This window comes from Streptomyces sp. NPDC053426 (assembly GCF_055585405.1).
Genome location: NZ_JBVJKE010000007.1, coordinates 321,896 through 345,080 on the forward strand (window position 1 = coordinate 321,896; position 23,185 = coordinate 345,080).

Sequence of the window (23,185 nt, forward strand, 5' to 3'; positions counted from 1 at the left end):
CAACGCGCGCCCGCCGCCCGCCGGGTCACAGCTCGGCGGAGCCTCCCGGCGCGAGCCGCAGGTGCTCCGAGCCGCCGAGCGCGCCGATCTGACGGTCGTAGATCGGCCGGGCGAGGTCGGTGAGGAGGGCGTCGTGGATGTCGTAGGCGCGCCGCGGCCTCACCTCGCGGACGTAGTCGATGACCTCGGAGATCTTGTTCCAGGGGGCCATGACCGGCAGCATCAGCGTCTCGACCGGCCGGTCGGGGACGGTGAGCGCGTCACCCGGGTGGAAGAGCTTCCCGCCGTCGACGAGGTAGCCGACGTTGGTGACGCGCGGGATGTCCGGGTGGATCACCGCGTGCAGCTCGCCGTGGACCTGGACGTCGAAGCCTGCGGCGGTGAAGGTGTCGCCGTGGCCGACGGTGTGCACGCGGCCCGGGAAGGCCGCCGAGAGCTGCTCCGCGACCGACTTCAGGGTCCAGATCCCGGCGGCCGGGTTCGCCTCCAGGGCGGCCCGCAGCCGGCCCTCGTCGAAGTGGTCGGGGTGCTCGTGCGTGACCAGGACGGCGTCGGCGCCGAGGACCGCGTCCTCCTCGCTGAACATCCCGGGGTCGAGGACGAGGACGCGTCCGTCCTTCTCCAGGCGGACGCAGGAGTGGGACTTCTTCGTGAGCTTCATGATCCCATTCTGCTCCCGTCCCACCCCGTCCCGTCCCGTTCACGGCCGCGCGGAGCGCCCCGGAGGGCTCACTCCTGGGGCGTGGTCTCCTCGCGGACGACCTGCTGGGCCACCCGGAAGGCGCTGTTCGCCGCCGGGATGCCGCAGTAGACGGCCGCCTGGAGCAGCACCTCCTTGATCTCGTCCGGGGTGAGCCCGTTGCGCAGGGCGGCCCGGGTGTGGAAGGCGAGGTCCTCCAGATGGCCGCCGGCGACGAGGGCGGTGAGGGTGACGCAGCTGCGGGTGCGCCGGTCGAGTCCGGGCCGGTTCCAGACCTCGCCCCAGGCGTAGCGGGTGACGAGCTCCTGGAAGTCGCCCGAGAACGCGTCGGCCTCGGCCAGGATCCGGTCGACGTGCGCGTCGCCGAGCACCTCCCGGCGGACCTTGAGGCCGGTGTCGTACGGGTCGGGTCCGCCCCGCGGCTGCTGCGGTACGACGGGCGGGGCGATCTCGGCGACGGGCGCGAGCTGCGGCGGGGCGGCGGCCGGCACCGGATTCACCACCGCCGCGGGCAGGGCGGTCTGGCCGGTGACGGGCTCGAAGGCGGGCTGCCAGGCGGTGGAGAAGTGCCGCACCAGCAGGTCGGTGACGGCGGCCGGCTGCTCCACCGGCACCAGGTGGGAGGCGCCGGGTACGACGGCGAGCCGGGCGTCCGGGATCCCGGCGACCAGCGTACGGGCCTCGGCGGGGCCGGTGACCTGGTCCTCGGAGCCGACCAGCACCAGGGTGGGCACGCCGACGCTGCCGAGTCCGGCCCGCACGTCGAACGAGGCGAGCGCCTCGCAGGCGGCGATGTAGCAGCCGGGGTCGGTGGTGCGCACCATCTGCACGGCCCACTCGGTGATCGCGGGCTGGGCGGCGGCGAACCCGCCGGTGAACCAGCGCTCCGGTGAGGAACGGGCGATGGGGTCGAGCCCGTTCGTCCGCACGACGACCCCGCGCCGGCGGAACTCGTCCGCCGTACCGAAGCGGGGCGAGGCGGCGATCAGCGCGAGGGACGCGAGCCGCTCGGGGTGGCGCAGGGCCAGCTCGATCCCGACGGCACCGCCCAACGCGCAGCCGGCGTAGCCGAAGCGCTGCACGCCGAGGCTCTCGAGGGTGGCGAGCAGCCGCGCGGTGAGTTCGGCGACCGAGCCCGCGGGGTGGGCGGGGGCGCCTCCGTGTCCCGGCAGATCGAACCGGAACACACGCCACTGCTTCGTCAGCTCGGGGACCTGCCGGTCCCACATGTGCCATGTGGTACCCAGTGAGGGACCCAGGATCAGAACCGGAGCGTCTTCTGGCCCGTCAAAGCGGTATTGCAGGGTGTTGGGTGGTGTCTCACTCACGCCCCAGACCCTCTCACGTCTCACGGACGCCCCTATAACGCAGGGGTGCGGGAAGCCGGTCTGACCAGGTTGAAGACCTCGCGGGCTGCGTATCGCTTGAGGCATCGGACGATCTCACGTCGGGTCTTGCCCTCCTGGGTGCGGCGTTCGTAGTACTCCTGGGTGCGTGGGTCGTGACGCAGGCGGGTGAAGACGATGCGGTGCAGGGCCGCGTTGGCCTGCCGGTCGCCGCCGTGGTTGAGCCGGCGCGTGCTCCGCCGGCCGGAGGAGTACTCGATGGGACTGACTCCGCAAAGGGCGGCAAAGGACGCCTCGGTGTTGAGCCGCTCCGGGTTGTCTCCCATGGTGATCAGCAGGGTGACGGCGCTGTCCGGACCGATGCCCACCGGTACGAGCAGTTGCGGCGCGTGGCGTTCGACGAGCCGGGTCAGTCGCTGGTTCAGCTCATTGATCTGTCCGGTGAGCTGCTCGATGCGTTCAGCGAGCATGCGTAATGTCATGTGGGTGGCCTGGGCCACCGCGTCCTCGTCTCCCCCACCACCGTCGTGCGGGCCGAGGCGCGCACAGGTGCGGAACAGCTCGGCGTTGCCGAGGCTCGACATGCGTTCCCGCAGGGCGGGGTCGGCGATGACCAGGACGGCCTTGAGCTGGTTGATCGCCTGGGTGCGGGCCTTGACCGCGGAGTCCTTGGCGAGTTTGTAGATCCGGGCGCTGTGCACCGGACCGTCGCCGGATTTCGCCCGGGCTCGGGCGCGACCGCTGAGCACGGCTCGCGCTGCGGCCTGGGCATCGAGCGGGTCCGACTTGCCGAGCAGCCGGCGGGCCGAGCGGTCGGGCCGGTTCACTTCGAACACCTGAATCTGCTGAGCGAGCAGATAACGGGACAGGCCCGCGCCGAAGGTGCCGGTGCCCTCCACGCCGGCCCGGCGCACCGTCCCCCGCTTGCGGGCCCAGACAAGCAGTTGTCGGTAGCCGGCCGCCGTCGCGGGAAAGGACTCGGTTCCCAGGACCTTCCCGAGCGGGGAGATCACGGCGGCGACATGCACCTCGCCGTGCGTGTCCACGCCCAGGACGACCTCGCGCCGAACGAGAGGATCCGTGCTCGAGGAGGTGCTGCATTGTCGGGTCTTCATGGTGGTCGTCCTCCCACGTGATCACGTGCTGGCTGGGTGGATGGCACCGGCCTGCTCGGGCGGTCTGAACCGTGATGGCGCCTGATCGTGGCAAGGCCCCTATTGGGACACGCCCTGTGGCTCGGCGGCAGGCAGCATCCCGCGACGACAGTCGACAGGTCCGTGACTGGACACTTCGGTCATAGATCTCACGAGTCAGACCCCGTCCGGGATGTCGCTGCACAACCGTCCCATCGAACCCGGCACAGCGGCATGACTCGATCATTGCCGGATGGCTTCGCCCGAACCGATGCTCAATCTGATTAGGCGGATTGACAAGGCGTTGCCTTTCGTCCACTCCTGACCGGTATTGACGGGGAGGCGTCACGCAAGGAGGTAGTGACCTCACCGGCTACGGCAGCGGCCCCACTCCGTAATCAGCACCCCGATGGGGCCCATTCACCGCAAGGGGGCTCCTGGTTCTGGATCGACTGCGGACCCACCCACAAAAGGCGTCTCTACCTGTTGCGACCAGGCCGCTGCCCTCGTCTCGAATAGGGCACCGCCATCAGAAGGCAGCGGCGCCACACTGAGGGTCACGTCCGCTGGAGTGGTGTATCGACGGCCACTCGGTGGCCTCGGTGATCTCGTGCGAGGCTATGCGGTGAGTTCGGTAGGCACGGCCGGGTCGTCGGTTTCTGACTCGATCGGTTGGAGTCGGGCCTTGACGAGGAGTTCGCGGCCCATATAGCGGCAGGCTTCGGTCCATTCGTCGTTCAGCACGGCCAGGACCGCACCGACGAGCCGGATGACGGTGGTGCGGTCGGAGAAGATGCCGACCACGTCGGTGCGGCTGGGGGCACCTCCCGCGGCGCAGCCGTGGGGGAGGATCTCCTCGTGTAGCCGTTCCTGCGGGTTGTTCAACCAGATCTGTCGCTAGATCTGAAGGCCAGCAGGTCGTGCTGGGCGGCGCCCAAGTACGCACCCAAGGGCGATCCGGTCCAGGTCGAGGACCGCCACTTATCTGCGCAAGTTGTGCACTATGGACGTCCTCGCCGAGGCGTTGGGCGACGTCAGCAGATCCTCGATCGGCAACACGGTCCGCGAGATCCGCCCCCTGCTCGCCGAAGCCGGACTCCTCCCGTCCCCGGCCAGTACCCGCTACCGATCCGCCGCTGATTTCCTCACCGCAGCACAAAACGAAGGCGCCACCCCGACAGGTTGATTCCTTACGGCTTCAGTGGGTGCGGCAGCGCTGTCAGGAGGCGCCAGGCAGGACCGCGTCGATCGCGTCCACCAGGCCGGCACGGGCGCCGGAGGCGACGAGCTGGACGCCGGACCGGCTGCGGGTGATCGTGCTGCCGCGGCCCAAATGTGGTGGGCATGACGAGACGGCCGGTTCGGCTGCTGCGCCCTCCTCCGCGGCCAGGTCCGCTTTGAGTGCGGCAATTCCTCGCCTGGTACGCCGATGGCACGGCCCTACTGGCCGACTGCCCCAGCTGCCCGGATGCCAGCCGGCCGAGAGCATGCCGACGGCACCGGAAAGGTGCCTCGCACGCGGTCCGCTGACGAAACCCGAGCGCATGGCATGTCAGTGGCAGGTGTGAGGATGACGGTATGTCATACACAGACGAGTTCCGGACTTTCGCCCGTGAACACGGCGTCTCCGACGACGCCATCACCCGCATCATGTGGTGCATGCAGCCGTCCGTACACCTCGACATGGTCGATCCGACCGCTGTCGGTCCTCACGACATCGTGGTCGGTCACACCGGCGGCCTGCCCGAGCTGCCCACCAGTGTTCCCTGGGAGGGCGGGGAAGTCTATGTCGCCGGCCTGGACCTGGCCGCGATACCGGAGCAGCCCCTGTCCCTCAATTTTCCCCGTGAGGGACACCTGTTGTTCTTCACGAACGTCGGCTACGAGGACGACGAGTCCGCACCGGTGGTGTACGTACCGCCAGGCACCGAGACGACCGTACGACCCGCACCCGCGGGCGTCTCGGTCATTGCCCCGTACAACACGTGGACAACACAGGTCCTTAAGCGCCGGACACTGGTCTACCGCCCCGGTACATCATGGGACCCCCTGGGCTGGACATGGGCTCCCGAGCACCAGTACGACCATCCCCGGGCTCTGATGCCTGACCTCGATGACGTCCACGAGGACGACAGGGAGACACTCCGTCCGCTTCTGGAGGCGATCACGGAGTACGCCGAGCAAGTCGGGAGTATCCCCTTCGTGCACCGGACCTGCACCCTGCGGGGGGAGTTGTTTAGTCCTCGGGACTACTGGTGCCAGTACGGCAGGGAGTTCTTGGAGCGGTGCGAAGAAGCTGTGGTCACGCTGAGAAGTACGCCGGAGAGGTTCGACGAGCTGCATGCCGAGGGTCTGGAGAAAGCGTGGTGGAAGGAGGGCGGCCCCTGGCTGAACCTCCTGGAGTTCGGCGAGTCCGAGCTGTTCGACACCGGCGACGGCGAGGTGAGCTGGATCATCCGCCGTGAGGACCTTCTGGCGCAGCGCTTCGACCGCGTCATGCAGTCCTATTACTGCTGAACACTCCCTCTTCTCCCTGCTACGCCCGGCGGGTGTCGGAGCCGTGCGCCCAGGTCGGAAGCTCAGTTCGCGCAGCCGACCGACCCGCATCATTGCTCCATCTCGCCGACTGTCCGACGGGCGCCGTCGAGGCCCTACTCGACACCGGCGTCCGCGTCGGCACTGTGCTCATCACCCGCCTGGCGAGCATCGCTGCCGACCGCTCTTCGACCGCTCTTGGTACCGGAGCGCGGGGCGGCCGTCGACGGACCGGTGGTTCGTGCACCGGCCACCCCGGACCGGAGATGCCGACGGCGGAGCGCGTCGGCGTAGGTCTGTCCGAACGTGACACACCAGCGACGGACCGTCTCATGCGAGGCGATCGCGCTGGGCGTGTGCGCGAGCCGCCGGGGTCAGCCCAGCCAGTGGTGCTCGACCTTGTCGAACCGTCTGGCGTGGAGGTCGTCGCGGCTGATCAACCAGCTGATGTCGCCGTCCATCCAGCCGTACTGCAGCGACTCCATGTTGAAGGTCGCGAGGTGCAACAGCGGTTGTTCGGGCAGCTCCCGCCACGCCCGGTCGTACACCTCGTCGAACCGCTCCGGGTCATCCCGGAGTGCGAGGACCGCCTCCTCCCGCAGACGCTGGAACGCCTCGGTGACGTAGTCCCAGCTGTCGTGGACGTTCCGCTGCACTCCCCGCAGTTTGTCGGTGCTGTTGTTCATGGCCGGCCGGACGCCGACCTTGGCGGCGTACTCCTCGACGGCGGCCTCCAGCCGAGCGTGCCACTCGGCCTCCTCGTCCTCCACCTCGTCCCAGATGCCCCCGTACTCCTCGCCGATCAGCCAGGCGTGGGCGTCCCAGGCGTCGTCGCGGGAGGCCACCATGGTCCTGCGCTCCAGCACCATGTGGGAGGACCCGAACCGCAGGTCCAGTGCGCTCGGGACGGGCACCGGGGCCACAGCCGTCTCGGTCCCGGGCGGTATGTAGAGCGCCTTGCCGCCGCCCGCGTCCGACCAGGTGAACAGCAGGAGATGCCCCTCCCGGGGCAGCCCGTCGTCGAACAGCGTCCGGGGCACCGCCGCGAGGTCGAAGGAGGCGACGAAGACGTCGCCCATGTCCCACTCCATGTCCAGGGGCAGCTCCGGCGCCCCTCCGATGTAACCGATCACCCGGTCATCGGGCCGGACACTCCCCGGGGCCTTCCAGTCGAAGTACACCGCCGGCTCCATGCTCCACAGCAGGCGGGTGATGGCGTCGTCGGAGACCCCGTGCCGCCGGGCGAAGGCCCGGAAGGCGCTGCTGCGGGACGTCTGCCCCACAGGATCTCCGGAGGGGCCGACGGTGCTGGTCCAGTTGTCCACGAAGTCGCTTTCTGACGAGGGATCGGTGACCGGCACCGTGCGGGCGGGCCCGATGCCTGATCGACACGGTAAGGCACCCCTCCGGCAACGTCCTTGTAGCCAACTGCCAGCCGCCCTACGGCTGTCCACACACCGCGTCACCCTTCGGCCATCGCCGCCCGTAGCCGAGGTCCGCTGTCCCACCAGCCGACCGCGGACCTGTATCAGCCCTGCCGCTGTGAACGCCGAGTCCCACCGCGAACAGCTGGCAGTGCCCCCTGTTCTCCGAGCCGGCCATTCGGGCTGTTGGGCGGGTCATGGCTGAAGCAGGCCGACGATCTCCCCCTCGGTGAGGGCACGGTCGAAGACCGTGACGTCCTTGATGCTGCCCGGGAAGTGATCGACCGGCCTCCTGCCGTAACGGCCCCGGCCGATGACGAAGGGCCCCTCGGACCAGATCAGGATCCTGTCACGGATCGCGCCCTCCTGGACGCCGTTCACGAAGAGGCGCAACTCACCGGCGACGCTGTCGCAGACACCGGTCAGGTGGGTCCACGCACCGGCGACTGGTACGGACATCGACGTGACGCGCAGGTCCGGGCGGGCGAAGGCCCATCGGCCTTCGTCGGAGGAGTACTGGAGGTAGAAGCCGCTGGTTTCCTCGCCGTCCTGGCTGACCGCGGTGACGAAGTGGGGAGGGATCACACCGAGCCGGACCCACGCACCGACGGTGAAGCTGCCGCGTGCCGTGTCGATCACCGGGCCTTCGGTGGCCACTTCGCTGCTGAACCCGTTGAACTCGGCGCCCTCACCGTGGCGCGTTGCCCATCTGACCGCCGTGGCCGTGGCGTGGTGGCGTCCGGCGGCGTCCGTCGCCCGCGTTCCGGAACGTTCGTCGAGCCGCCAGGCCGCGACGGGGCGAGGCGCTGCGGACACCGAACCGGGGCCGGGCACGGCTCCCGCGGAGACCGGCGAGTACCCGGACGCCGGACCGAACCCGGATGCGGGAACCGCTTCCTCCGCGTGTACGCCGACGGCCGGGGCCATCACGTCGCGACGAATGGACCGGCGGGGGTCGCCCGTCGCGGACGCCCGCCCGCCGGACGACTCCGGCGGGGAGAGCGGCGCCCCGGCGTACTGGGTGAACATTTCCGCGAGGGTGGCGGGCCGCGTGGGCCCACCGGTCTCTCCGGTGGTGGCCGGCCGGCCGGCCGACGGCATGTGCGGGGCCCAGGGAGCGGCCGGGGCCACCCGGCGGAGAATCTGCTGCGGAGTGGGGCGCAGTGCCGGTTCCTTGGCCAGGCAGTCGGCCAGCAGGGCGCGCAGCTCGGGGTCCGGGACGCCCTGAAGGTCCGGGGGCTCGTACACCACGCGGTAGAGCATGGCGGGCGCCGATCCCACGCCGAACGGACCGGTCCCGGTGGCGGCGAAGGCGAGCACCGCGCCCAGGGAGAAGACGTCGCTGGCCGCGGTGATCTCGCCGCCGGCTACCTGCTCGGGGGACATGAAGCCCGCCGAGCCGATGGTGGCCCCGGTCCTGGTGAGGGCGGTGGCGTCGAGCGCCCGGGCGATGCCGAAGTCGATGACGCGCGGGCCGTCGTCGGTGAGCAGCACGTTGGAGGGCTTGAGGTCGCGGTGCACCAGGCTGGCCCGGTGGATGGAGACCAGGGCCTCGGCCAGCCCCGCGGCCAGAGCGGCCAGCGTCACCGGGGGCAGGACCCCCTGTTCGGCGACCGCCTGGTGGAGCGAGGGGCCGGGGATGTAGCTGGAGACCATCCAGGGCTGTTCGGCCTCCGTGTCGGCGTCGATCACGGGGGCGGTGAAGGCTCCCCCGACCAGACGCGACGCCTCCACCTCGCGTCGGAACCGGTCCCGGAACTCCGGCTCGTGCACCAGCGACGCGTGCACCACCTTGATCGCCACGGACCGGCCGCTCGGCGAACGCCCCAGGAAGACTCGCCCCATGCCGCCTTCACCCAGTCGACCCACCACCCGGTAGTCACCCAGGGAGTCCGGATCTTCCTGTTCCAACGGCTGCACCACGACGAACTCCTCCCGTACACACGCATCGGACCGACGCAGCTTACGGGAGCGCAGTCTTGCCGGCGGCCGGGCAACTGCCATATCACGATGCGTCGTTAAGGACGGAGGCCATCGTTGGGGCAGCTACCGGTCGGCCGTGGGGAGGTGCCAGGAAAGCCGAGGTGTACCCCCGGTAGCGCTGCGAGGGCAGGCGGGCATGCCCCGGGCCGCGTGGGGACGCTGCCGGCGCGTCACGGAGCATGCCGTACACCGAAAGGGCCTGCGTGGCCCGACATCCTGGCGGCGGTGGGTCAGTAGATCTGGAGGGCGTGAAGCGTCGCGTTGAGTCCTTCGGTGTCGACCAGGGTGGACCACTTGTTCATGGTGACTGCTCGAGCGCCCAGGAACATCGCGACGTTGTTGTCGCCGGAGGTGACCTTCGTGACGTCGGGAAGCTGAAGGGTCACAGTGCCCCCGTTGGCGAAGCACATGGTCTGTGCACCGCCGTCGTACCAGACTTTGACGAAGTCGGTCCTGTCGCCGCAGTCGGTCTGGTTGATCGCGGCAGCCGGAAAGGCCGGAAGGAGAGCCGTCAGGGCTGCCGCCGCCATCACGGTGACGGCGATGCGCGACGTGGAACGCTTCATGGCTATTGATCCTTTTCCCATAAGGTGCGGCCACGGTGTGCCGCTCTGATGACGACCGCCTCGTACAGGGAGGGGCCGTCTTGTCCTGGTCATTCGTGTGGAATGCGCCGGTCTTCGCATGCCGCAGCGGGGCGGCATCTCGGTGGGGCGTTCCGACAGCCCCTGCACGTGAGCCACGAGTTGGCGTGCCCGCACCGGTTCACGTACTGGTCCGCTTCGCACCAGGCGGCCCCGGTAGCGGTTACTCCCTTTCAGGGCTGGAACGGCGCACAGCTGCGTCGCGCCGTGTGCCCTCGGGCAGCGAAAGCGTCGGTCGGGCGGGTGTTCCCGCGCTGAACCGGGATGGTCGGGTCGGGCGTCCTCGCTCGGCTGGGATATGCGAAGCCCTTCCACAAGCGCGTCGGTAGAGAGCTGAGTTCTGGACCTGCCACAGGTGGGCGGGCCTGTGCAAGCGGTCGGTCAGTCGACGAGGGCGGTGGCTTCGATTTCGACGAGGACGCCGGGGTCGAAGAGGCAGTCGACGCCGATGAGTGACGCCGGGGGGAGGGGCTGGGGCAGCCCGATCTCGTCCGCGACGCTTTCGACGCCCGCCATGAAGGCGCCCATCTTCTCCGGCTTCCACTGGGTGACGTAGACGGTCAGTCGGACCACGTCGTCGAACGTCGCGCCGGCCCCGGCGAGACCGCGTGCGGTGTTCCGCAGCGCCTGCGCGACCTGCCCGGAGAGATCTCCCGGCGCGACGGGGGTCCCGTCCGCGAGGCTGGAAGTCTGCCCGCTGACGTGGACGTGTCTGCTGCCGGTGCCGACGGCGACGTGATGGTAAGGCGCGGGCTGCAGCAAGCCCTCGGGGGTGAAACGTTGGACGGACATGGTGGTCTCCTTCCGGTGACGGACCTCGTATACCTTTGATACCTAGGAGTCACAGGACACTTCAACGAGACCAGGTTTCATGACCGATACCGCCTCTTCCCACGACGACGAACTGAGCATCCCGGCGCCGCACCGCGAACTGCTCGACCAAGTGCTGGACAAGTGGTCCTTGAGCGTGCTCAGCGAGCTGTGCGAGGGACCGCGCCGTTTCAACGAGCTGCGCCGTGCGATCCCCTCGGTCACACAGAAGTCGCTGACTGCCACCCTGCGCAGACTGGAGCGCAACGGCATCATCGAGCGCGAGGTCGTGAGCTCCAGGCCGGTCGCAGTGGAGTACCGGGTCGCTCCGCTGGGGAAGACCATGCGCCCGCCCGTCGATGTCCTCCTGGACTGGGTACGGACGTACATGCCCCAGATCGAAAAGGCACGGGAGTCCTTCGACGCCAGGTGACATGCGGAGCGGGAAGGCCGCCCGCGCTTCGCGACACGTTTCTGCCTTCATCGGCGGGGCGTAATCCTTCGGACCTACCCCGCCGGGTCCGTTGTCGGGAAACAGGTGACCGGCAGCTCCCAGGAGACCGGCAATCGGCTGGGGGCCCAGTCGACCGACGACAACGTCGGCAGGCGGACCCGTACCGGATTGCTCACCGCGGACGGCCACTGGCAGGCGCGGGCTCCGGCTCACGAACGTGGCCCGAGTACTGGGGTGAGACCGCATGCCACGTCCCTGGCGGCCGAAGCCGGATTCGCCGCGGTTGCCATACTGCCTTCATGTTCACGCTCCTCGTGCTCGGCTCCGTCCTGTCGGTCGGCCTGGCCGCTTGGGCCGCCGAGCGTTCATTGCGTCGCACGCGCCGGCAGACCAGGTACGGGCGGTACGCACCGTGGGTTCATCCGCGAGGCCGGCTCGCCGCACCGCTGAACTGGGTGACCGACAGCCGACTGCTGCGGAGGCTGTGTGAGCGCATCCCCTCAATGGTCTTTGTCAGCAACGTGACCGACGTTGTCTACGTCAACTACGTGGTCGATGCTCACCGCATCGCGCCCCTGGTCCCGCCCGGCCTGGAACTGCAGCGTCTCGGTGAGAGCGGCGACCAGGCGATGGTGACCTTCCTGAGTTACCGCCATGGGCATCTGGGACCGGCGCTGTTCGGCCGGTGGCGGCGGCTCCTGCCCTCCCCGTTGCAGAGCAACTGGCGAATCTACGTGCGCCACCCCCGCACAGGTTCCCTGGGCGTCTACTTCCTCAGTACCGCTGTCGATCGCACGGTGCACGCCCTCGGTGCGCGCATGGTCGTCGAGGGGTTGCCCATGCACGTTCTTGATCGAGCTTCGGTACTCGTTGCGCAGGACGATCGGATCAATCTCCTTCTGGCTCCAGGGCACGGTACCGCCCCGGACGCCGAGGCCCACCTCGTTCCGCTGCCCGAGTGGCCGACGGATGGACCCTGGCGACGCGCTTTTCCCGACTACGGGAGGATGCTCGCCTACTGCGTGCCTCAGAACCGTGCGCTCTCGGTTCAACCGTGGCACGGACAGGTGACCCGGCAGGAGATCTCTCTCGGACGCCCCTATAACGCGAGGGTGCAGGAAACCGGACTTCGTCCGGCTGCTTGACGTCGCCATGCGGCACCGGCGCGTCCAGTTCGGCGACCCGGCCGCGACCATCGCGGTCACCGGCCCCGGCGGGAACCCGCTGGCGGTGCAGCTCGCCGAGTTCGCGCAGACGCCTGCCGAGCAGCGGCGTGCCCGCATCGAGCAGCTGGCCACAGCGGTGCAGCGGCGGCCCAAGGCGCTGAACGGTGCCGACGACGAGGACGATGACGACCTGCCCGACCCTGGCGGCGAGGAAGGCGACGCCCCCGAGTGAGTACCGCGCTGACCGCCGACGACCTGGCGCACCTCGACGACGCCGAGGTGTATCAGCGGCTTGCCGCCGCGAAGAAGGCGGTGGCCCGCGACCTGCTGCGTGACCCGGTGACGCTCGCCCGGGGCCTGGAGCGCGTCTACCGGGTGCGCCCGCACCTGCGGGTCATCGCCCAGGCCCTAGTCGTTCTGGATCGCGGCGAGTACGACCGGCTGATGGTGTGGACGCCGTCCCAGGTCGGCAAGTCCAGTCTGGCGGCGGAGTGGTTCCCGTTCTGGTGGCTGTGCCTGCACGGCGAGGACCGGGTGGTGGTCACCTCGTACTCCGATGACCTCGCGATGCAGCGCGGTAAGGCGATCCGCCGGTACATCGGCGAGTACGGCGAGGAGCACGACCTCGAGTTCCTTGCCGGCTCGTCGGCCGCGCAGGACTACGACACCACCGCGGGCGGCGGCGTGCACTCAGTGTCGATCGGCTCGGGCCTGACCGTCTTCGACGTGAACCTGCTGGTCATGAACGACCCGCACAAGGATTGCGCCGACGCCGAATCGCAGCGGCTGCGCGAGCATGTGCACGACTGGTGATCGTCGGCTGCGCGGAAGCGTCTCCAGCCGGACCGGAACGCGGTCATCGCCATCCAGACCAGGTGGCATCCGGATGACTTCTGCGGCCGTCGGCTGGAGGAAGAGGGCCGCCCGGGGGACGGCCGCCGGTGGAAGGTCGTCCACCTCCCCGCGATCGCCAACCCGTCGAAGTTCGGTCTCGACCCGCTCGGCCGGGAAGACGGCGACCCGCTGCCGCACCCGAAGATCCGCACGAAGAACCGGCGGGCGCTGCTCGCCTGGTGGGCCGATGCCAAGAGCACCTCCAGCGTCCGCGACTGGCACTCCCGCAGCCGGCCGAAGGTGCCCTGGTCTCCCAAGACCTGCTGCGTCCCATCCGGGACGCTATCACCGCGGTGGAGCCGCAGAAGATCGCCGTATCGGTCGATCCGTCCGGCGGCGGCCGGGACACCGCCGGTGCTATCGGTGGCTTCCTCGGCGACGACAACCGCGTGTGGGTGACGCACGACCGCTCGGCCGCCATGTCGTCGGCCGAGCGGTCCACCGCGGCGTGCCTCCTCGCGTACGAGACGAACGCGGCCGTGATCTACGTCAAGGGCAACTACGGCCGCGACATGTGCGTGCTGGCCATCCGCACGCGCTGGGAGACCCTCCAGCGGGAGGGCGTCATCCCGAAGGACGTGCTGATGCCGGGCATCGACATGGTGTTCGCGAAGCAAGGCAAACTGCTCAGGGCGGAGCCGATCGCCCAGCAGATCGTGCAGGACCGTGTGCGGCTGCGCGGTATGTTCACCGACCTGGAGAACGAGTGGGCGACGTGGATGTCGACCGACCCGAACTCGCCCGGCCGGATCGACGCCTCGTGCATCCTCGTCTACGGCCTGATCCCCGAGGCGAAGTAGGGCGCCATTATGCACGCCCCGCTGCCGATGGCCCCGCAGCCGGGACAGGTCGGCCGCGGGCCTCAACCGGGCGGTGTGGCAGGGGCCTACGGGCGCCGGATCGGGAAGTAGCGGCGGGAGGCGATGCGTTGTCACTCCTCCTTGGGCTCAGGGATAGCGTCGAGCATCGCCTGCGCCTCTGGTGTGACCTCCAGGCTCGGGTTGTTCTTGACCGCGCGCTTCTCGGGCAGCCTGAGCGACCCCAACTGCTCGGCGGTGAGCGGCCCGCCGCTGCCTGCGGTGTACGCCTCCAAGAGCATGGCGGAGTATCGGTCTCTCTCCATCGTGATGACACGCTTGCGATACATGACCATGGCCAGTTCCACGAGCTTCAGCGCATCTCGCTCGTCCACCTCCCGTGCCACAGAGAGCAAGGTCCGCAGGTGCTCGGGCACCGTGTCATCGGGCCGAACGTCACACCACTGCTCGGCGACCAGTTCGCGGACACGGCGTTCGGTGACCTCCAGAGCTTTGGCCAGGTACGGAAACAGGGCCGGCTCAGGAGGATTGTCGATCTCTGTCCAGTACATCTTGTTCCACCAGGTCACTGAGCGTTTGAAGTCGCAGTCGGCCGCCATCTGCTGGTACGTCTTGCCGCGCCGGTTCAACTCGGCGACACGGTGGGTGAATACGTTTGTCATGCGGAGAGCATCAGCAGAGGTTTACGTCCTGTCAACTCTCGTTGAGAGTGGCGCTGCGTTCTGGTATTGCCCTTCGCACACGGCAGCGCGCCGGCGCTGCCCCAGCGAGCGGAATCGGCCCACGGCCCGCTCGGAGTATCCGAAAGCGGCGGCCAAAGCCGCAGTGCCTGTGGCAGCGTCTACCCAGAGGAAAATACAGGGGGGACATGCCTGACCAGCAGCAGCGGCGCGTGCGGCTTCGCCTTGCGCGGCAGACGCCGTCACCGGCCCGGGTCCGTGCGAGAGTCCGAGACTCTACACAGAATTCCGACACCGCGTCAGAGCGGAAGCGGATCCCGTGGATTCACGTCGGCACGGTGATCGGCGTCGTCGCGGGTGTTGGGAGCCTCGTGTTCACCGGCATCGCTACCTACTACGGAGCGGTCACCGCTCAAGAACAGCTCGCACAGGCCAGGGAAGACAGCGAACAACAGCAGCGCAACCAGGCAAGTCGTATGGCGTTCTGGGAGGAGGACGCCGGGCGCCTGGAAGATGAAGCGCTCCATCTGGTCAACAGGTCCGCCGACCCTGTTACCAACATCGACGTCCGCCTTGCCGTCACTTATCTGGGCAAGGAGTACCAGATCTCAGCGCGGGACATCAACGTCCCGCCATGCATGGAGGTCGTCTACCGGCCCGCGAAGATGACTGCTTGGCTGGACGACGGCCAGTTGGTGAACCTAAGCCGGATGACCGGCTGGAGCACACTGCTCGTCGCTTTCACTGACAGCGCTGGAGTGGACTGGGCAAGAGGGACGACGTTCCTCCTCGGAGGGGTGGAGGGGAAGAACGTCTACGAGAAGGTCGGCAAGCCCACAGGGAGCCTCCTGCCTCCAGAGACGACAGCGACGAAGCCGGTGGAGCCCTGCGGGACGGGAAGCTGAACGACAGGGATCGACGAAGGGCGTCTACCCGAGGCGGTGAGGGTTTGAACGCCCTGTGGTGTTCCTAGCTTTCCAGGAAGGCCGGTGGCAGCCCTTGCCTGACCTGGTCACGTCTCATCTGCGGCCTCGAACAACGCCTTCAGCCGCCGCTCGACGACACTCTGGCGCAAGACCGCGGTCGTTTTCGGTTCCACGTCCAGGAGGGCGTCACGGAACGCGGGAAGCGTGTCGGCAACCGCATCACCGCGTCCGAGGTGCTCTACCTCAACCAGCCGGCTGGCCTGGACGCCGTGCTGCTCCTCGACGAGGAGGCGCCGCTCGGTATCTCGGTCGACCTGGACGACGTCGACCTCGAGTTCGTCGACAAGACCCTGTCCCCGGAGGACGCCGAGTGGCTGTTCGCCTCCGCGCACCTGCCGAAGGCGAGTTTGCTGCGCATGGAGGACGGCTCGGTCATGCTGACCGCCTCCACCGCGCCCGAGTGGACCGCCTTCGGGGAGCCCCTGGCCCGCTCCCGCTACGACCTCTAGTTCATCACCGCCCCGAACGGCGCCGTGCAGGCCGACGCGGTCCGTACGGCGTTCGCCGGGACTCGCGTGGTCACCGCGGCGGCCAGCGACGCCGACGACAAGGAGAGCGGCCTCGTGGTCCACTCGCAGAAGTCCGGCGAGTTCCTGCTGCGGATCACCCGGGCCCGGCTGCGCGGCGCGACACTCGTGAGCATGCTGGCGTTCAAGGACGCGAAGTCATCCTCGACACGCTGGAGCGGAGCGCGGCGGCCGTCGCCCCGATTTGCCCGTCCCAGGCCAGCGCCCGGCCGCACCCCGTAGTCAGATGAACCGTCGTGCGACGGTAAGGGCCCGGTGTCCCGAAGCCGGGATGCCGGGCCGACCTCCTTACCGGGGCGCGATCAGGCGGGGCGGATGTTCTCAGCCTGCGGGCCCTTCTGGCCCTGCGTAACGTCGAACTCGACCTTCTGGCCCTCCTGCAACTCGCGGTAGCCCTGGCTGGCGATGTTGGAGTAGTGGGCGAAGACGTCGGGGCCGCCGCCCTCCTGCTCGATGAAGCCGAAGCCCTTCTCGCTGTTGAACCACTTCACTGTGCCCTTGGCCATGACTGTCTCCTTTGAGGGAAACCGGGCACGCACGCTGCGCGACCGGGAGATGATCGCCCTGGTCCGGAGAGGCGCTGAACAGCAAGAACGCCCGTGATGGCGATCACGGGCGAACGGAACTTCGGAACCACGACTGCTGATCACAACGCTATAACGGCACGACGGAAGCCGCTAGCGAAAACGCGCCAGCATCCGGCCCGGAACGAAAGGCTGGATCGCCCGTGAGGCTCGGCCGATGGTAATCAAGCAGTTTCGCGCCCTTCTTCTGCACAAGGCGGTGGCGAGGCATGGCCTCCCCGCCGCCGAGTGTTTTCCGGGTGGGCCTCACCGATCATGCGTGACCGGCCCCTCCCGACACGAACGCGGATCAGGTCGCCTGGGCCATGCGCTGCCAGGCGGCGGCGAGCTTGGCCACGTCGACGCCTTCGCGCCTCAAGGGAGCGCCGAGGGCACCCGAGTCTCGACTACTGCGAGTGGGACCAGTGCCAAGGCCCGCCGGGAGGCAGCGAACGCCGGAAAACACGACAGGGTGCACGAGGTCTTCTCCAGCACCGGGCGAACGGCCACGGAAGGTGGTACCGCTTTCACCACTCCCTATCCCCGGTCGCCGGCGTGATCCGATCGTGCCGAGGCACCCACTGCGGGTCCCCCGCTCCGTCGGGAAAAGGAGATCGCACAGGCGATGGATCATCCTGTCCCGCTCTCCGGGTACCGTCAGGGTATGAGTCATCCGCACCCCGAGCTGAAAGCCGCCCCGCCCCTTCCCGAGGGAGGGCTTCGGGTCATCGCCCTGGGCGGTCTGGGGGAGATCGGCCGCAACATGACCGTCTTCGAGCACGCGGGCAAGCTGCTCGTCGTCGACTGCGGTGTGCTGTTCCCCGAGGAGACCCAGCCCGGTGTGGACGTGATCCTGCCGGACTTCACCTCGATCCGGGACCGGCTGGACGACGTCGTGGCCGTGGTGCTCACCCACGGCCACGAGGACCACATCGGCGGCGTGCCGTACCTGCTGCGCGAGCGCCGCGACATCCCCGTCGTCGGCTCGAAGCTGACGCTGGCGTTCCTGGAGGCCAAGCTCAAGGAACACGGCATCCGGCCACGCACGGTCCGGGTGCGGGAGGGCGACCGGCGCGGTTTCGGACCCTTCGACTGCGAGTTCGTGGCGGTCAACCACTCCATCCCCGACAGCCTCGCGGTCGCGATTCGCACCCGGGCCGGGATGGTGCTGCACACCGGCGACTTCAAGATGGACCAGTTCCCTCTCGACGACCGGATCACCGATCTGCGTGCCTTCGCCCGCCTCGGCGAGGAGGGCGTGGACCTGTTCCTCACCGACTCCACCAACGCCGAGGTACCCGGCTTCACCACCTCCGAGCGTGAGCTGAACCCGGCGATCGAGCAGGTGATGCGCACCGCGCCGCGCCGGGTCATCGTCTCCAGCTTCGCCAGCCACGTGCACCGCATCCAGCAGGTCCTGGACGCCGCCCACCAGCACGGCCGCAAGGTCGCCTTCGTCGGCCGGTCGATGGTCCGCAACATGGGCATCGCCCGTGACCTGGGCTACCTGAAGGTCCCCTCCGGCCTGGTCGTGAGCACGAAGGAGCTGGAGAAGCTCCCGGACCACAAGGTCACTCTGGTGTGCACCGGCTCCCAGGGCGAACCGATGGCCGCGCTGTCCAGGATGGCCAACCGCGACCACATGATCCGCATCGGCAAGGACGACACCGTCCTGCTCGCCAGCTCCCTCATCCCCGGCAACGAGAACGCCATCTACCGGGTGATCAACGGACTCACCCGGTGGGGCGCCCACGTGGTCCACAAGGGCAACGCCAAGGTGCACGTCTCCGGGCACGCCAGCGCCGGCGAACTCGTCTACTGCTACAACATCGTCAAACCCCGCAACGTCATGCCCGTACACGGCGAATGGCGCCACCTTCGGGCCAACGGCGACCTCGCCATCCGTACCGGCGTCGACCCCGACCGGGTCGTCATCGCCGAGGACGGCGTCGTCGTCGACCTCGTCGACGGGCGCGCGTCCATCACCGGCAAGGTCCCCGCCGGCAACGTCTACGTGGACGGCATGGAAGTCGGCGGAGCCACCGAAGCGTCCCTCAAGGACCGCCTCACCCTCGCGGAGGAAGGCGTCGTCACGGTGGTGGCGATCGTCGACGCGGACACCGGCGCCCTCGCCGAGGCCCCCGACTTTCTGGCCCGGGGCTTCGTCCACGACGACACCACCTTCGAGCCGGTCATCCCCGTCATCGAGAAGACCCTGGCCACCGCGGCCGAGGAAGGCGTCGGGGACGCGCGCCAGCTCGAACAGCTCATCGCCCGTGCCGTGGCGAACTGGGCCTTCCGCACCCACCGCCGCAAGCCCCTCATCATCCCCGTCATCATCGACGCCTGAGCCACAGCCCGGCAGCACGGCTTCCGGCCCCGGTCGCGGCCCCGCCGGCACCGAGGTCGGGCACGGGAGTCAGCAGCCACCCCCGGCTCCTGCCCGGCGGCCACCATGCAGGAGAAGCCGGTGCCCTGCGCACCGGCACGTCATGGCTGCGATCGCAAATTCAGCGTCCCCGCAACAGCACTGGAAGACAAAAACTGCATGACGAGCCGAACGCGTCACGCGTGCACGCACAGTCAACTTCACGGTGATGCCCCACCGGAGCGCTCCGGTGGGGCATCGTCCCATGGCTCCAAGCAGAGGCCCGCCAAGGATGCCCCCGGCGGGGCCTCGGTCTGTCACCGGCGCTGTCACGCGTCTGTCACCAACTCCACCGACGCCACCGGACCGCAAAGCCCTGACCTGCTACAACACACACCATGGACTGGCGTGGACGCCCATGGACGGTCTCTACAACCTGTGCCATGTGGTACCCAGTGAGGGGCCGAGGATCAGGACCGGGGCCTCTTCCGGCCCGTCAAAGCGGTATTGCAGGGTGTTCGGTGGTGTCTCACTCACGCCCCAGACCCTCTCACGTCTCACGAAATCTCACACGGCCAGGTGAACCCGGCAGCTCGTGACCCTCGCGGCGCGGCACGCCCGACGACGCCCCCACCCGCGAACTACGCCAGACCTGCATCGACGTCCTATGCGCCTACCTGCGACTTCCTTTCACTCCAGACCCTGGTGACGCCCCTGAACACCAAGAGGAACACCATCGCTGCCTGGCCTTTCGCAAGGTCCGGCACACAATCCTTCGCCTCATTGGTGACCACTACCGACGTCCCAAGGGAACTCCCGGGTCCTGGCAAGGATGTGACCTGGACTTCAGTGGCGTCACTGTCGACCAGCGCTTGGACTTCGCGAACGCGTGCTTCTCGGGCTGCAGGGTGTTGTTCGACGGCGCGGTCCTCTCCGACGGCAGGGTGTCGTTCACCGACGCAACCTTCTCCGGCGGCCAAGTCGAACTCGATGCGGCGACCGGGACCGTGCCCATTGGCCTGGTGCCGGGAGACGGATCGCCTTTGCCGACGGGGCTCAACCTGCCAGAAGCCTGGTATCCATCTGGTCAGTGACCTCTGCGGCAGGCACTCGCCAGGCCCTCCCTAGGACCGCACAGCGAGCGCGGGGACGACACTCCATGAGCTGCGGAGATGTGAGCAAGGGTATCTGTTTTCCTTCACCTCGTGGCCTTGCAAGGCACCTCGCGGGTGCGGGGACGACGCGTCCGAGTTGCAGACGAACCCGCCGAAGCGGGAGCTACCCCCGCGGGTGCCCGGGGAGTTCGTGGACGCACACTTCCGTGCCCGGGAGCGCAATAGCACCCTGACCAGCACCCAGCGGCGCGCGCCCCTCGATCCCTCCCGGCCGTGCGGCCCCGGCGTACGCGGAGACCGCCGCCCCGGGAGCCATCGCCGCCTGGAGCATCCTCGGGTAAGCAGACTGCCGCCGGACCGCTCCCCGCATGAAGGAGTTCCTCGACGCCATTGCGGACCACGGTGGTGACGGAGAGGCTCAGAGCGGGTTGAAGACGTAGCGCACGCCTGCCTTTGCAAGTTTCGGGAGGCTCGGGCGCAACCGGTGGACGAGGCCGCCTTCGTCTCCTTCGCCGCGGTGTGCGCCGTGAACGTCACCGTCCCGCTGAGCTCGGCGTACTCGCCTGGACCGACCGCGCGGTTCTCGCCCTTCACGTTTGTCGGTTTCGGGGCCCACTGGGCAATGGGCCGGCCCGCTGGGTCACCAGAACCCGCCAGGTCTGACAGGCCCCCTTTGGAGCGCTGCACCAATTTGGTGCAGCGCTCCAAACGTGTCATGGTTGAGGCATGGCAACGAGGAACCCCCGCTCGGCGCGGCGCAATCAGGTGCTCTCCCGGGAGCGGATCATCGAGACGGCGATCGAGTTGCTCGATGCGGGCGGTGAGGCTGCCATGACGACGCGGGCGCTCACCGAGCGCCTGTCCACCGGCTCGGGAGCGATCTACTACCGGGTAGGTAGCCGCGATGAGCTGCTGGACACAGTGACCGAGGCGCTTGTCACCGCTGCGCTGGCCGCCGACTCCGTGACGGTTTCATCCTCGCCTGAGGATGAAATCCGCACCGTGGCGCTTGCGCTGTTCGACGCGATTGCCGAGCACCCGTGGCTGGCGTCGCGACTGACCCAGCAGGTGGTCCGCAAGCCGTTCGGGCCGGTGACGGTCGGCATCTTCGAGCGGATCGGCCGTCAGGTCGGCGCGCTGAGTGTGCCGCGGGCTTCCTGGTTCGATGCGGCATCGACGCTGGTGCACTACATCCTCGGCGCCGTCAGCCAGAACACCCGGATGGAGGGCGACACTCCGGACGGTTCGCACAACCGTGACACGTTCCTCGATGCGACCGCGGCGGCCTGGCAGGGCCTCGACGCCGAGGACTACCCGTTCATGCACGCCGTCGTCTCCCAGATGCAAGCTCACGACGACCGCGAGCAGTTCCTCACCGGCATAGCCGTGATCATCGACGGCCTCTCCCGGCTCGGTTGACCCCGCACTGGGCGGCCCACCCCTTCGTGTTTCAGAAAGGAATCCCTCATGCGTGACGTAGTGATTGCAGGCGGCGGCCCAGTCGGCCTGTTCCTGGCCACCGAGCTCGCCCTGGGCGGTGCCTCCGTCCTGGTCCTGGAACGGGACGAGAACGCCGCCTCGCCGTGGAAGACACTCCCTCTGGGGCTGCGGGGCCTGAGCGCGGGATCGGCCGAGACGTTCTACCGCCGTGGCCTGCTGGATGCTGTGCTCAGTGCCTCGCACGCCGACCCGGCCAAGATCGGCGCTGCACCCGACCTGACCGAAACGCCGGCCCCCCGCGACGTGAGCCACTTCGCCGGCATGGGCCTGGACGCGGCCGACATCGACGTGGCCTCGCTCCCGTGGCGGCTGCCCAGCCCGGCGATGGAAGGCTTCATGACCAGCCTGGAGGCGGTCACCGCGGTCCTGGCCGAACGCGCCGCCGAGCTGGGTGTCCAGATCGTGCGCGGCACGCCTGTCACGGCTTTGGCACAGCACGCCGATCATGTCACGGTCGCCGCCGTCGGCCAGGAGTACCAGGCCCGCTACCTGGTGGGCTGTGATGGCGGGCGCAGCACGGTGCGCGGCCTGGCCGGCTTCGACTTCGTCGGCACGGACCCGCTGTTCACCGGCTACGCGGCCCAGGTCACCTTCGCCGATCCCGACCAGCTGTCCCTCGGCTTCAACCTGACGGACAACGGCATGTACCTGCGCACACCCTTCCCCGGTCATGTAGGCATGATGGATTTCGACGGCGGCTCCTTCGACCGGTCGCAGCCGCTGACCCGCGAGCACCTCCAAGAAGTCCTGCGCCGTGTCACGGGCGCCGACGTGACGCTGAGCGAGGTGCATCTGGCGTCGAGCTTCACAGACCGTGCCATGCAGACCACGACCTACCGCAACGGCCGCGTCCTGCTGGCCGGGGATGCCGCCCACATCCACTCGCCGCTCGGCGGCCAGGGCCTGAACTTGGGCATTGGCGATGCCGTGAACCTCGGCTGGAAGCTCGCGGCGACCGTGCGCGGCACCGCACCCGAGGGCCTGCTCGACACCTACACGAGCGAACGCCACCCCGTGGGCGCTGCGGTGCTCGACTGGTCGCGCGCACAGGTAGCGATCATGAAGCCGGGCCCCGACGCACCCGCGCTGCGCAAGCTGGTCCACGAGCTGCTGAGCACCACCGACGGCACGACCCTCGCCTACCGGCGAACGAGTGGCCTGTTCCACCGCTACGACCTGGGCGATACTCACCCCCTCGTCGGCAGCACCGCCCCCGACTTCTGCTTCGAGGACGGCACCCGCCTCGGTGACCTGCTGCGCCACGGTCAGGGCGTTCTGCTCGACTTCGGTGCCGACGACGCCCTGCAGCGTGCGGCCGAAAGTCACCAGGGCCAGATCGTGTACCGGTCCGGCCCGGCGCGCAACGACCTCGGCTTCACAGCGGTGTTCGTCCGCCCGGACGGCGTTGTGGCCTGGGCCGCAGCACAAGACCGTGACCCGAGCGCCTTCGAGCAGGCCGCAATACGCTGGTTCACCCCCGCCCAGCACTGACCCGGCCTCAGCCCATCACCGACAGGGCTGCCGGACACCCCGCCCGGC

Annotated in this window: 22 protein-coding genes and 2 pseudogenes; 14 read left to right on the plus strand and 10 right to left on the minus strand. The window is 68.7% G+C overall.

Features of this window, described 5'->3' with window-relative positions; translation table 11 throughout:
• Positions 1–25: 25 nt before the first annotated feature.
• From ACZ62B_RS17170 to ACZ62B_RS17185, 4 genes and pseudogenes are all read right to left on the minus strand, one after another.
• Positions 26–661, minus strand: coding sequence for an MBL fold metallo-hydrolase (locus tag ACZ62B_RS17170; RefSeq protein ID WP_344559121.1), 636 nt, complete (start codon positions 659–661; stop codon positions 26–28).
• A gap of 68 nt (positions 662–729) precedes the next feature.
• Positions 730–2,028: a bifunctional 3-oxoadipate enol-lactonase/4-carboxymuconolactone decarboxylase PcaDC gene (gene pcaDC / locus ACZ62B_RS17175; RefSeq protein WP_469690926.1), complete on the minus strand. Its 1,299-nt coding sequence runs from the start codon at positions 2,026–2,028 to the stop codon at positions 730–732.
• 32 nt (positions 2,029–2,060) lie between these two features.
• Positions 2,061–3,161, minus strand: a complete 1,101-nt coding sequence (locus ACZ62B_RS17180; RefSeq protein ID WP_179167393.1) for an IS110 family RNA-guided transposase — start codon at positions 3,159–3,161, stop codon at positions 2,061–2,063.
• Between the two features lie 636 nt (positions 3,162–3,797).
• Positions 3,798–4,076, minus strand: a pseudogene (locus ACZ62B_RS17185) (transposase); the annotation flags it as partial.
• Positions 4,077–4,155: 79 nt separating this feature from the next.
• Here ACZ62B_RS17185 and ACZ62B_RS17190 point away from each other — a divergent pair.
• Together ACZ62B_RS17190 and ACZ62B_RS17195 are read left to right on the plus strand one after the other, a co-directional pair.
• A pseudogene (locus ACZ62B_RS17190) lies at positions 4,156–4,365 on the plus strand (helix-turn-helix domain-containing protein); the annotation flags it as partial.
• 392 nt (positions 4,366–4,757) lie between these two features.
• Positions 4,758–5,696: a DUF1963 domain-containing protein gene (locus ACZ62B_RS17195; RefSeq protein ID WP_469690928.1), complete on the plus strand. Its 939-nt coding sequence runs from the start codon at positions 4,758–4,760 to the stop codon at positions 5,694–5,696.
• Between the two features lie 392 nt (positions 5,697–6,088).
• On the opposite strand, the gene ACZ62B_RS17200 is transcribed toward ACZ62B_RS17195, so the two are convergent.
• The 4 genes from ACZ62B_RS17200 to ACZ62B_RS17215 all read right to left on the minus strand — a co-directional run bounded on the left by ACZ62B_RS17200 (position 6,089) and on the right by ACZ62B_RS17215 (position 10,557).
• Entirely contained in the window at positions 6,089–6,997 is a 909-nt protein-coding gene (locus tag ACZ62B_RS17200) for a DUF1963 domain-containing protein (protein WP_468983037.1), read from the minus strand.
• A gap of 336 nt (positions 6,998–7,333) precedes the next feature.
• Positions 7,334–9,061 carry a protein kinase domain-containing protein gene (locus ACZ62B_RS17205; RefSeq protein ID WP_469690930.1) on the minus strand — a complete coding sequence of 576 codons (1,728 nt, stop codon included), beginning with the start codon at positions 9,059–9,061 and terminating at the stop codon, positions 7,334–7,336.
• Between the two features lie 290 nt (positions 9,062–9,351).
• Complete coding sequence (locus tag ACZ62B_RS17210) at positions 9,352–9,687, minus strand: beta/gamma crystallin domain-containing protein (RefSeq protein ID WP_061441702.1); 336 nt, start codon at positions 9,685–9,687, stop codon at positions 9,352–9,354.
• Between the two features lie 459 nt (positions 9,688–10,146).
• Positions 10,147–10,557, minus strand: coding sequence for a RidA family protein (locus ACZ62B_RS17215; protein WP_061441703.1), 411 nt, complete (start codon positions 10,555–10,557; stop codon positions 10,147–10,149).
• Between the two features lie 79 nt (positions 10,558–10,636).
• Between ACZ62B_RS17215 and ACZ62B_RS17220 the strand changes: the two genes are divergently transcribed.
• The 5 genes from ACZ62B_RS17220 (at position 10,637) to ACZ62B_RS17240 (ending at position 13,889) form a co-directional block, all read left to right on the plus strand.
• Positions 10,637–11,008 carry a winged helix-turn-helix transcriptional regulator gene (locus tag ACZ62B_RS17220; protein WP_061441704.1) on the plus strand — a complete coding sequence of 124 codons (372 nt, stop codon included), beginning with the start codon at positions 10,637–10,639 and terminating at the stop codon, positions 11,006–11,008.
• Between the two features lie 320 nt (positions 11,009–11,328).
• Positions 11,329–12,174 (plus strand): DUF2071 domain-containing protein, encoded by an 846-nt coding sequence (locus ACZ62B_RS17225; RefSeq protein WP_344559133.1) that lies wholly within the window; start codon positions 11,329–11,331, stop codon positions 12,172–12,174.
• Between the two features lie 7 nt (positions 12,175–12,181).
• Positions 12,182–12,427, plus strand: a complete 246-nt coding sequence (locus ACZ62B_RS17230; protein ID WP_344559135.1) for a hypothetical protein — start codon at positions 12,182–12,184, stop codon at positions 12,425–12,427.
• On the plus strand, positions 12,424–13,008 hold the full coding sequence (locus tag ACZ62B_RS17235) for a hypothetical protein (RefSeq protein ID WP_344559137.1): 585 nt from the start codon (positions 12,424–12,426) through the stop codon (positions 13,006–13,008). The genes ACZ62B_RS17230 and ACZ62B_RS17235 overlap by 4 nt, the downstream gene beginning before the upstream one ends.
• A gap of 260 nt (positions 13,009–13,268) precedes the next feature.
• A complete protein-coding gene (locus tag ACZ62B_RS17240; protein ID WP_344559139.1) occupies positions 13,269–13,889 on the plus strand; it encodes a hypothetical protein in 621 nt (206 codons plus the stop codon).
• Positions 13,890–14,020: 131 nt separating this feature from the next.
• On the opposite strand, the gene ACZ62B_RS17245 is transcribed toward ACZ62B_RS17240, so the two are convergent.
• On the minus strand, positions 14,021–14,569 hold the full coding sequence (locus ACZ62B_RS17245; protein ID WP_344559141.1) for a hypothetical protein: 549 nt from the start codon (positions 14,567–14,569) through the stop codon (positions 14,021–14,023).
• A 206-nt stretch (positions 14,570–14,775) separates the two neighbouring features.
• Between ACZ62B_RS17245 and ACZ62B_RS17250 the strand changes: the two genes are divergently transcribed.
• The 3 genes from ACZ62B_RS17250 to ACZ62B_RS17260 all read left to right on the plus strand — a co-directional run bounded on the left by ACZ62B_RS17250 (position 14,776) and on the right by ACZ62B_RS17260 (position 16,322).
• Positions 14,776–15,492 (plus strand): hypothetical protein, encoded by a 717-nt coding sequence (locus tag ACZ62B_RS17250; RefSeq protein WP_344559143.1) that lies wholly within the window; start codon positions 14,776–14,778, stop codon positions 15,490–15,492.
• Positions 15,493–15,746: 254 nt separating this feature from the next.
• On the plus strand, positions 15,747–16,022 hold the full coding sequence (locus ACZ62B_RS17255) for a hypothetical protein (protein ID WP_344559145.1): 276 nt from the start codon (positions 15,747–15,749) through the stop codon (positions 16,020–16,022).
• A 24-nt stretch (positions 16,023–16,046) separates the two neighbouring features.
• The gene (locus ACZ62B_RS17260) at positions 16,047–16,322 is read left to right on the plus strand and encodes a hypothetical protein (protein WP_344559147.1); all 276 of its coding nucleotides are present in this window, start codon (positions 16,047–16,049) and stop codon (positions 16,320–16,322) included.
• Positions 16,323–16,402: 80 nt separating this feature from the next.
• Here ACZ62B_RS17260 and ACZ62B_RS17265 read toward each other — a convergent pair whose 3' ends face one another.
• Positions 16,403–16,606, minus strand: coding sequence for a cold-shock protein (locus tag ACZ62B_RS17265; protein ID WP_014670069.1), 204 nt, complete (start codon positions 16,604–16,606; stop codon positions 16,403–16,405).
• A gap of 721 nt (positions 16,607–17,327) precedes the next feature.
• Here ACZ62B_RS17265 and ACZ62B_RS17270 point away from each other — a divergent pair.
• From ACZ62B_RS17270 to ACZ62B_RS17285, 4 genes are all read left to right on the plus strand, one after another.
• Positions 17,328–19,013, plus strand: coding sequence for a ribonuclease J (locus ACZ62B_RS17270; protein ID WP_469690936.1), 1,686 nt, complete (start codon positions 17,328–17,330; stop codon positions 19,011–19,013).
• A gap of 890 nt (positions 19,014–19,903) precedes the next feature.
• Positions 19,904–20,125, plus strand: a complete 222-nt coding sequence (locus ACZ62B_RS17275; RefSeq protein WP_468728679.1) for a hypothetical protein — start codon at positions 19,904–19,906, stop codon at positions 20,123–20,125.
• Between the two features lie 747 nt (positions 20,126–20,872).
• Positions 20,873–21,565 (plus strand): TetR/AcrR family transcriptional regulator, encoded by a 693-nt coding sequence (locus ACZ62B_RS17280; RefSeq protein WP_468728682.1) that lies wholly within the window; start codon positions 20,873–20,875, stop codon positions 21,563–21,565.
• A gap of 48 nt (positions 21,566–21,613) precedes the next feature.
• Entirely contained in the window at positions 21,614–23,137 is a 1,524-nt protein-coding gene (locus tag ACZ62B_RS17285; protein WP_344569167.1) for an FAD-dependent oxidoreductase, read from the plus strand.
• Positions 23,138–23,185: the final 48 nt, after the last annotated feature.

Bases quoted from the DNA above. Each gene is read 5' to 3' on its own strand.
- ACZ62B_RS17180 (WP_179167393.1), bottom strand. From the start codon at position 3,161: ATGAAGACCCGACAATGCAGCACCTCCTCGAGCACGGATCCTCTCGTT.
- ACZ62B_RS17270 (WP_469690936.1), top strand. From the start codon at position 17,328: ATGAGTCATCCGCACCCCGAGCTGAAAGCCGCCCCGCCCCTTCCCGAG.
- ACZ62B_RS17280 (WP_468728682.1), top strand. From the start codon at position 20,873: ATGGCAACGAGGAACCCCCGCTCGGCGCGGCGCAATCAGGTGCTCTCC.
- ACZ62B_RS17245 (WP_344559141.1), bottom strand. From the start codon at position 14,569: ATGACAAACGTATTCACCCACCGTGTCGCCGAGTTGAACCGGCGCGGC.
- ACZ62B_RS17250 (WP_344559143.1), top strand. From the start codon at position 14,776: ATGCCTGACCAGCAGCAGCGGCGCGTGCGGCTTCGCCTTGCGCGGCAG.
- ACZ62B_RS17230 (WP_344559135.1), top strand. From the start codon at position 12,182: ATGCGGCACCGGCGCGTCCAGTTCGGCGACCCGGCCGCGACCATCGCG.
- ACZ62B_RS17220 (WP_061441704.1), top strand. From the start codon at position 10,637: ATGACCGATACCGCCTCTTCCCACGACGACGAACTGAGCATCCCGGCG.
- ACZ62B_RS17170 (WP_344559121.1), bottom strand. From the start codon at position 661: ATGAAGCTCACGAAGAAGTCCCACTCCTGCGTCCGCCTGGAGAAGGAC.
- ACZ62B_RS17225 (WP_344559133.1), top strand. From the start codon at position 11,329: ATGTTCACGCTCCTCGTGCTCGGCTCCGTCCTGTCGGTCGGCCTGGCC.
- ACZ62B_RS17285 (WP_344569167.1), top strand. From the start codon at position 21,614: ATGCGTGACGTAGTGATTGCAGGCGGCGGCCCAGTCGGCCTGTTCCTG.
- ACZ62B_RS17265 (WP_014670069.1), bottom strand. From the start codon at position 16,606: ATGGCCAAGGGCACAGTGAAGTGGTTCAACAGCGAGAAGGGCTTCGGC.
- ACZ62B_RS17195 (WP_469690928.1), top strand. From the start codon at position 4,758: ATGTCATACACAGACGAGTTCCGGACTTTCGCCCGTGAACACGGCGTC.
- ACZ62B_RS17210 (WP_061441702.1), bottom strand. From the start codon at position 9,687: ATGAAGCGTTCCACGTCGCGCATCGCCGTCACCGTGATGGCGGCGGCA.
- ACZ62B_RS17215 (WP_061441703.1), bottom strand. From the start codon at position 10,557: ATGTCCGTCCAACGTTTCACCCCCGAGGGCTTGCTGCAGCCCGCGCCT.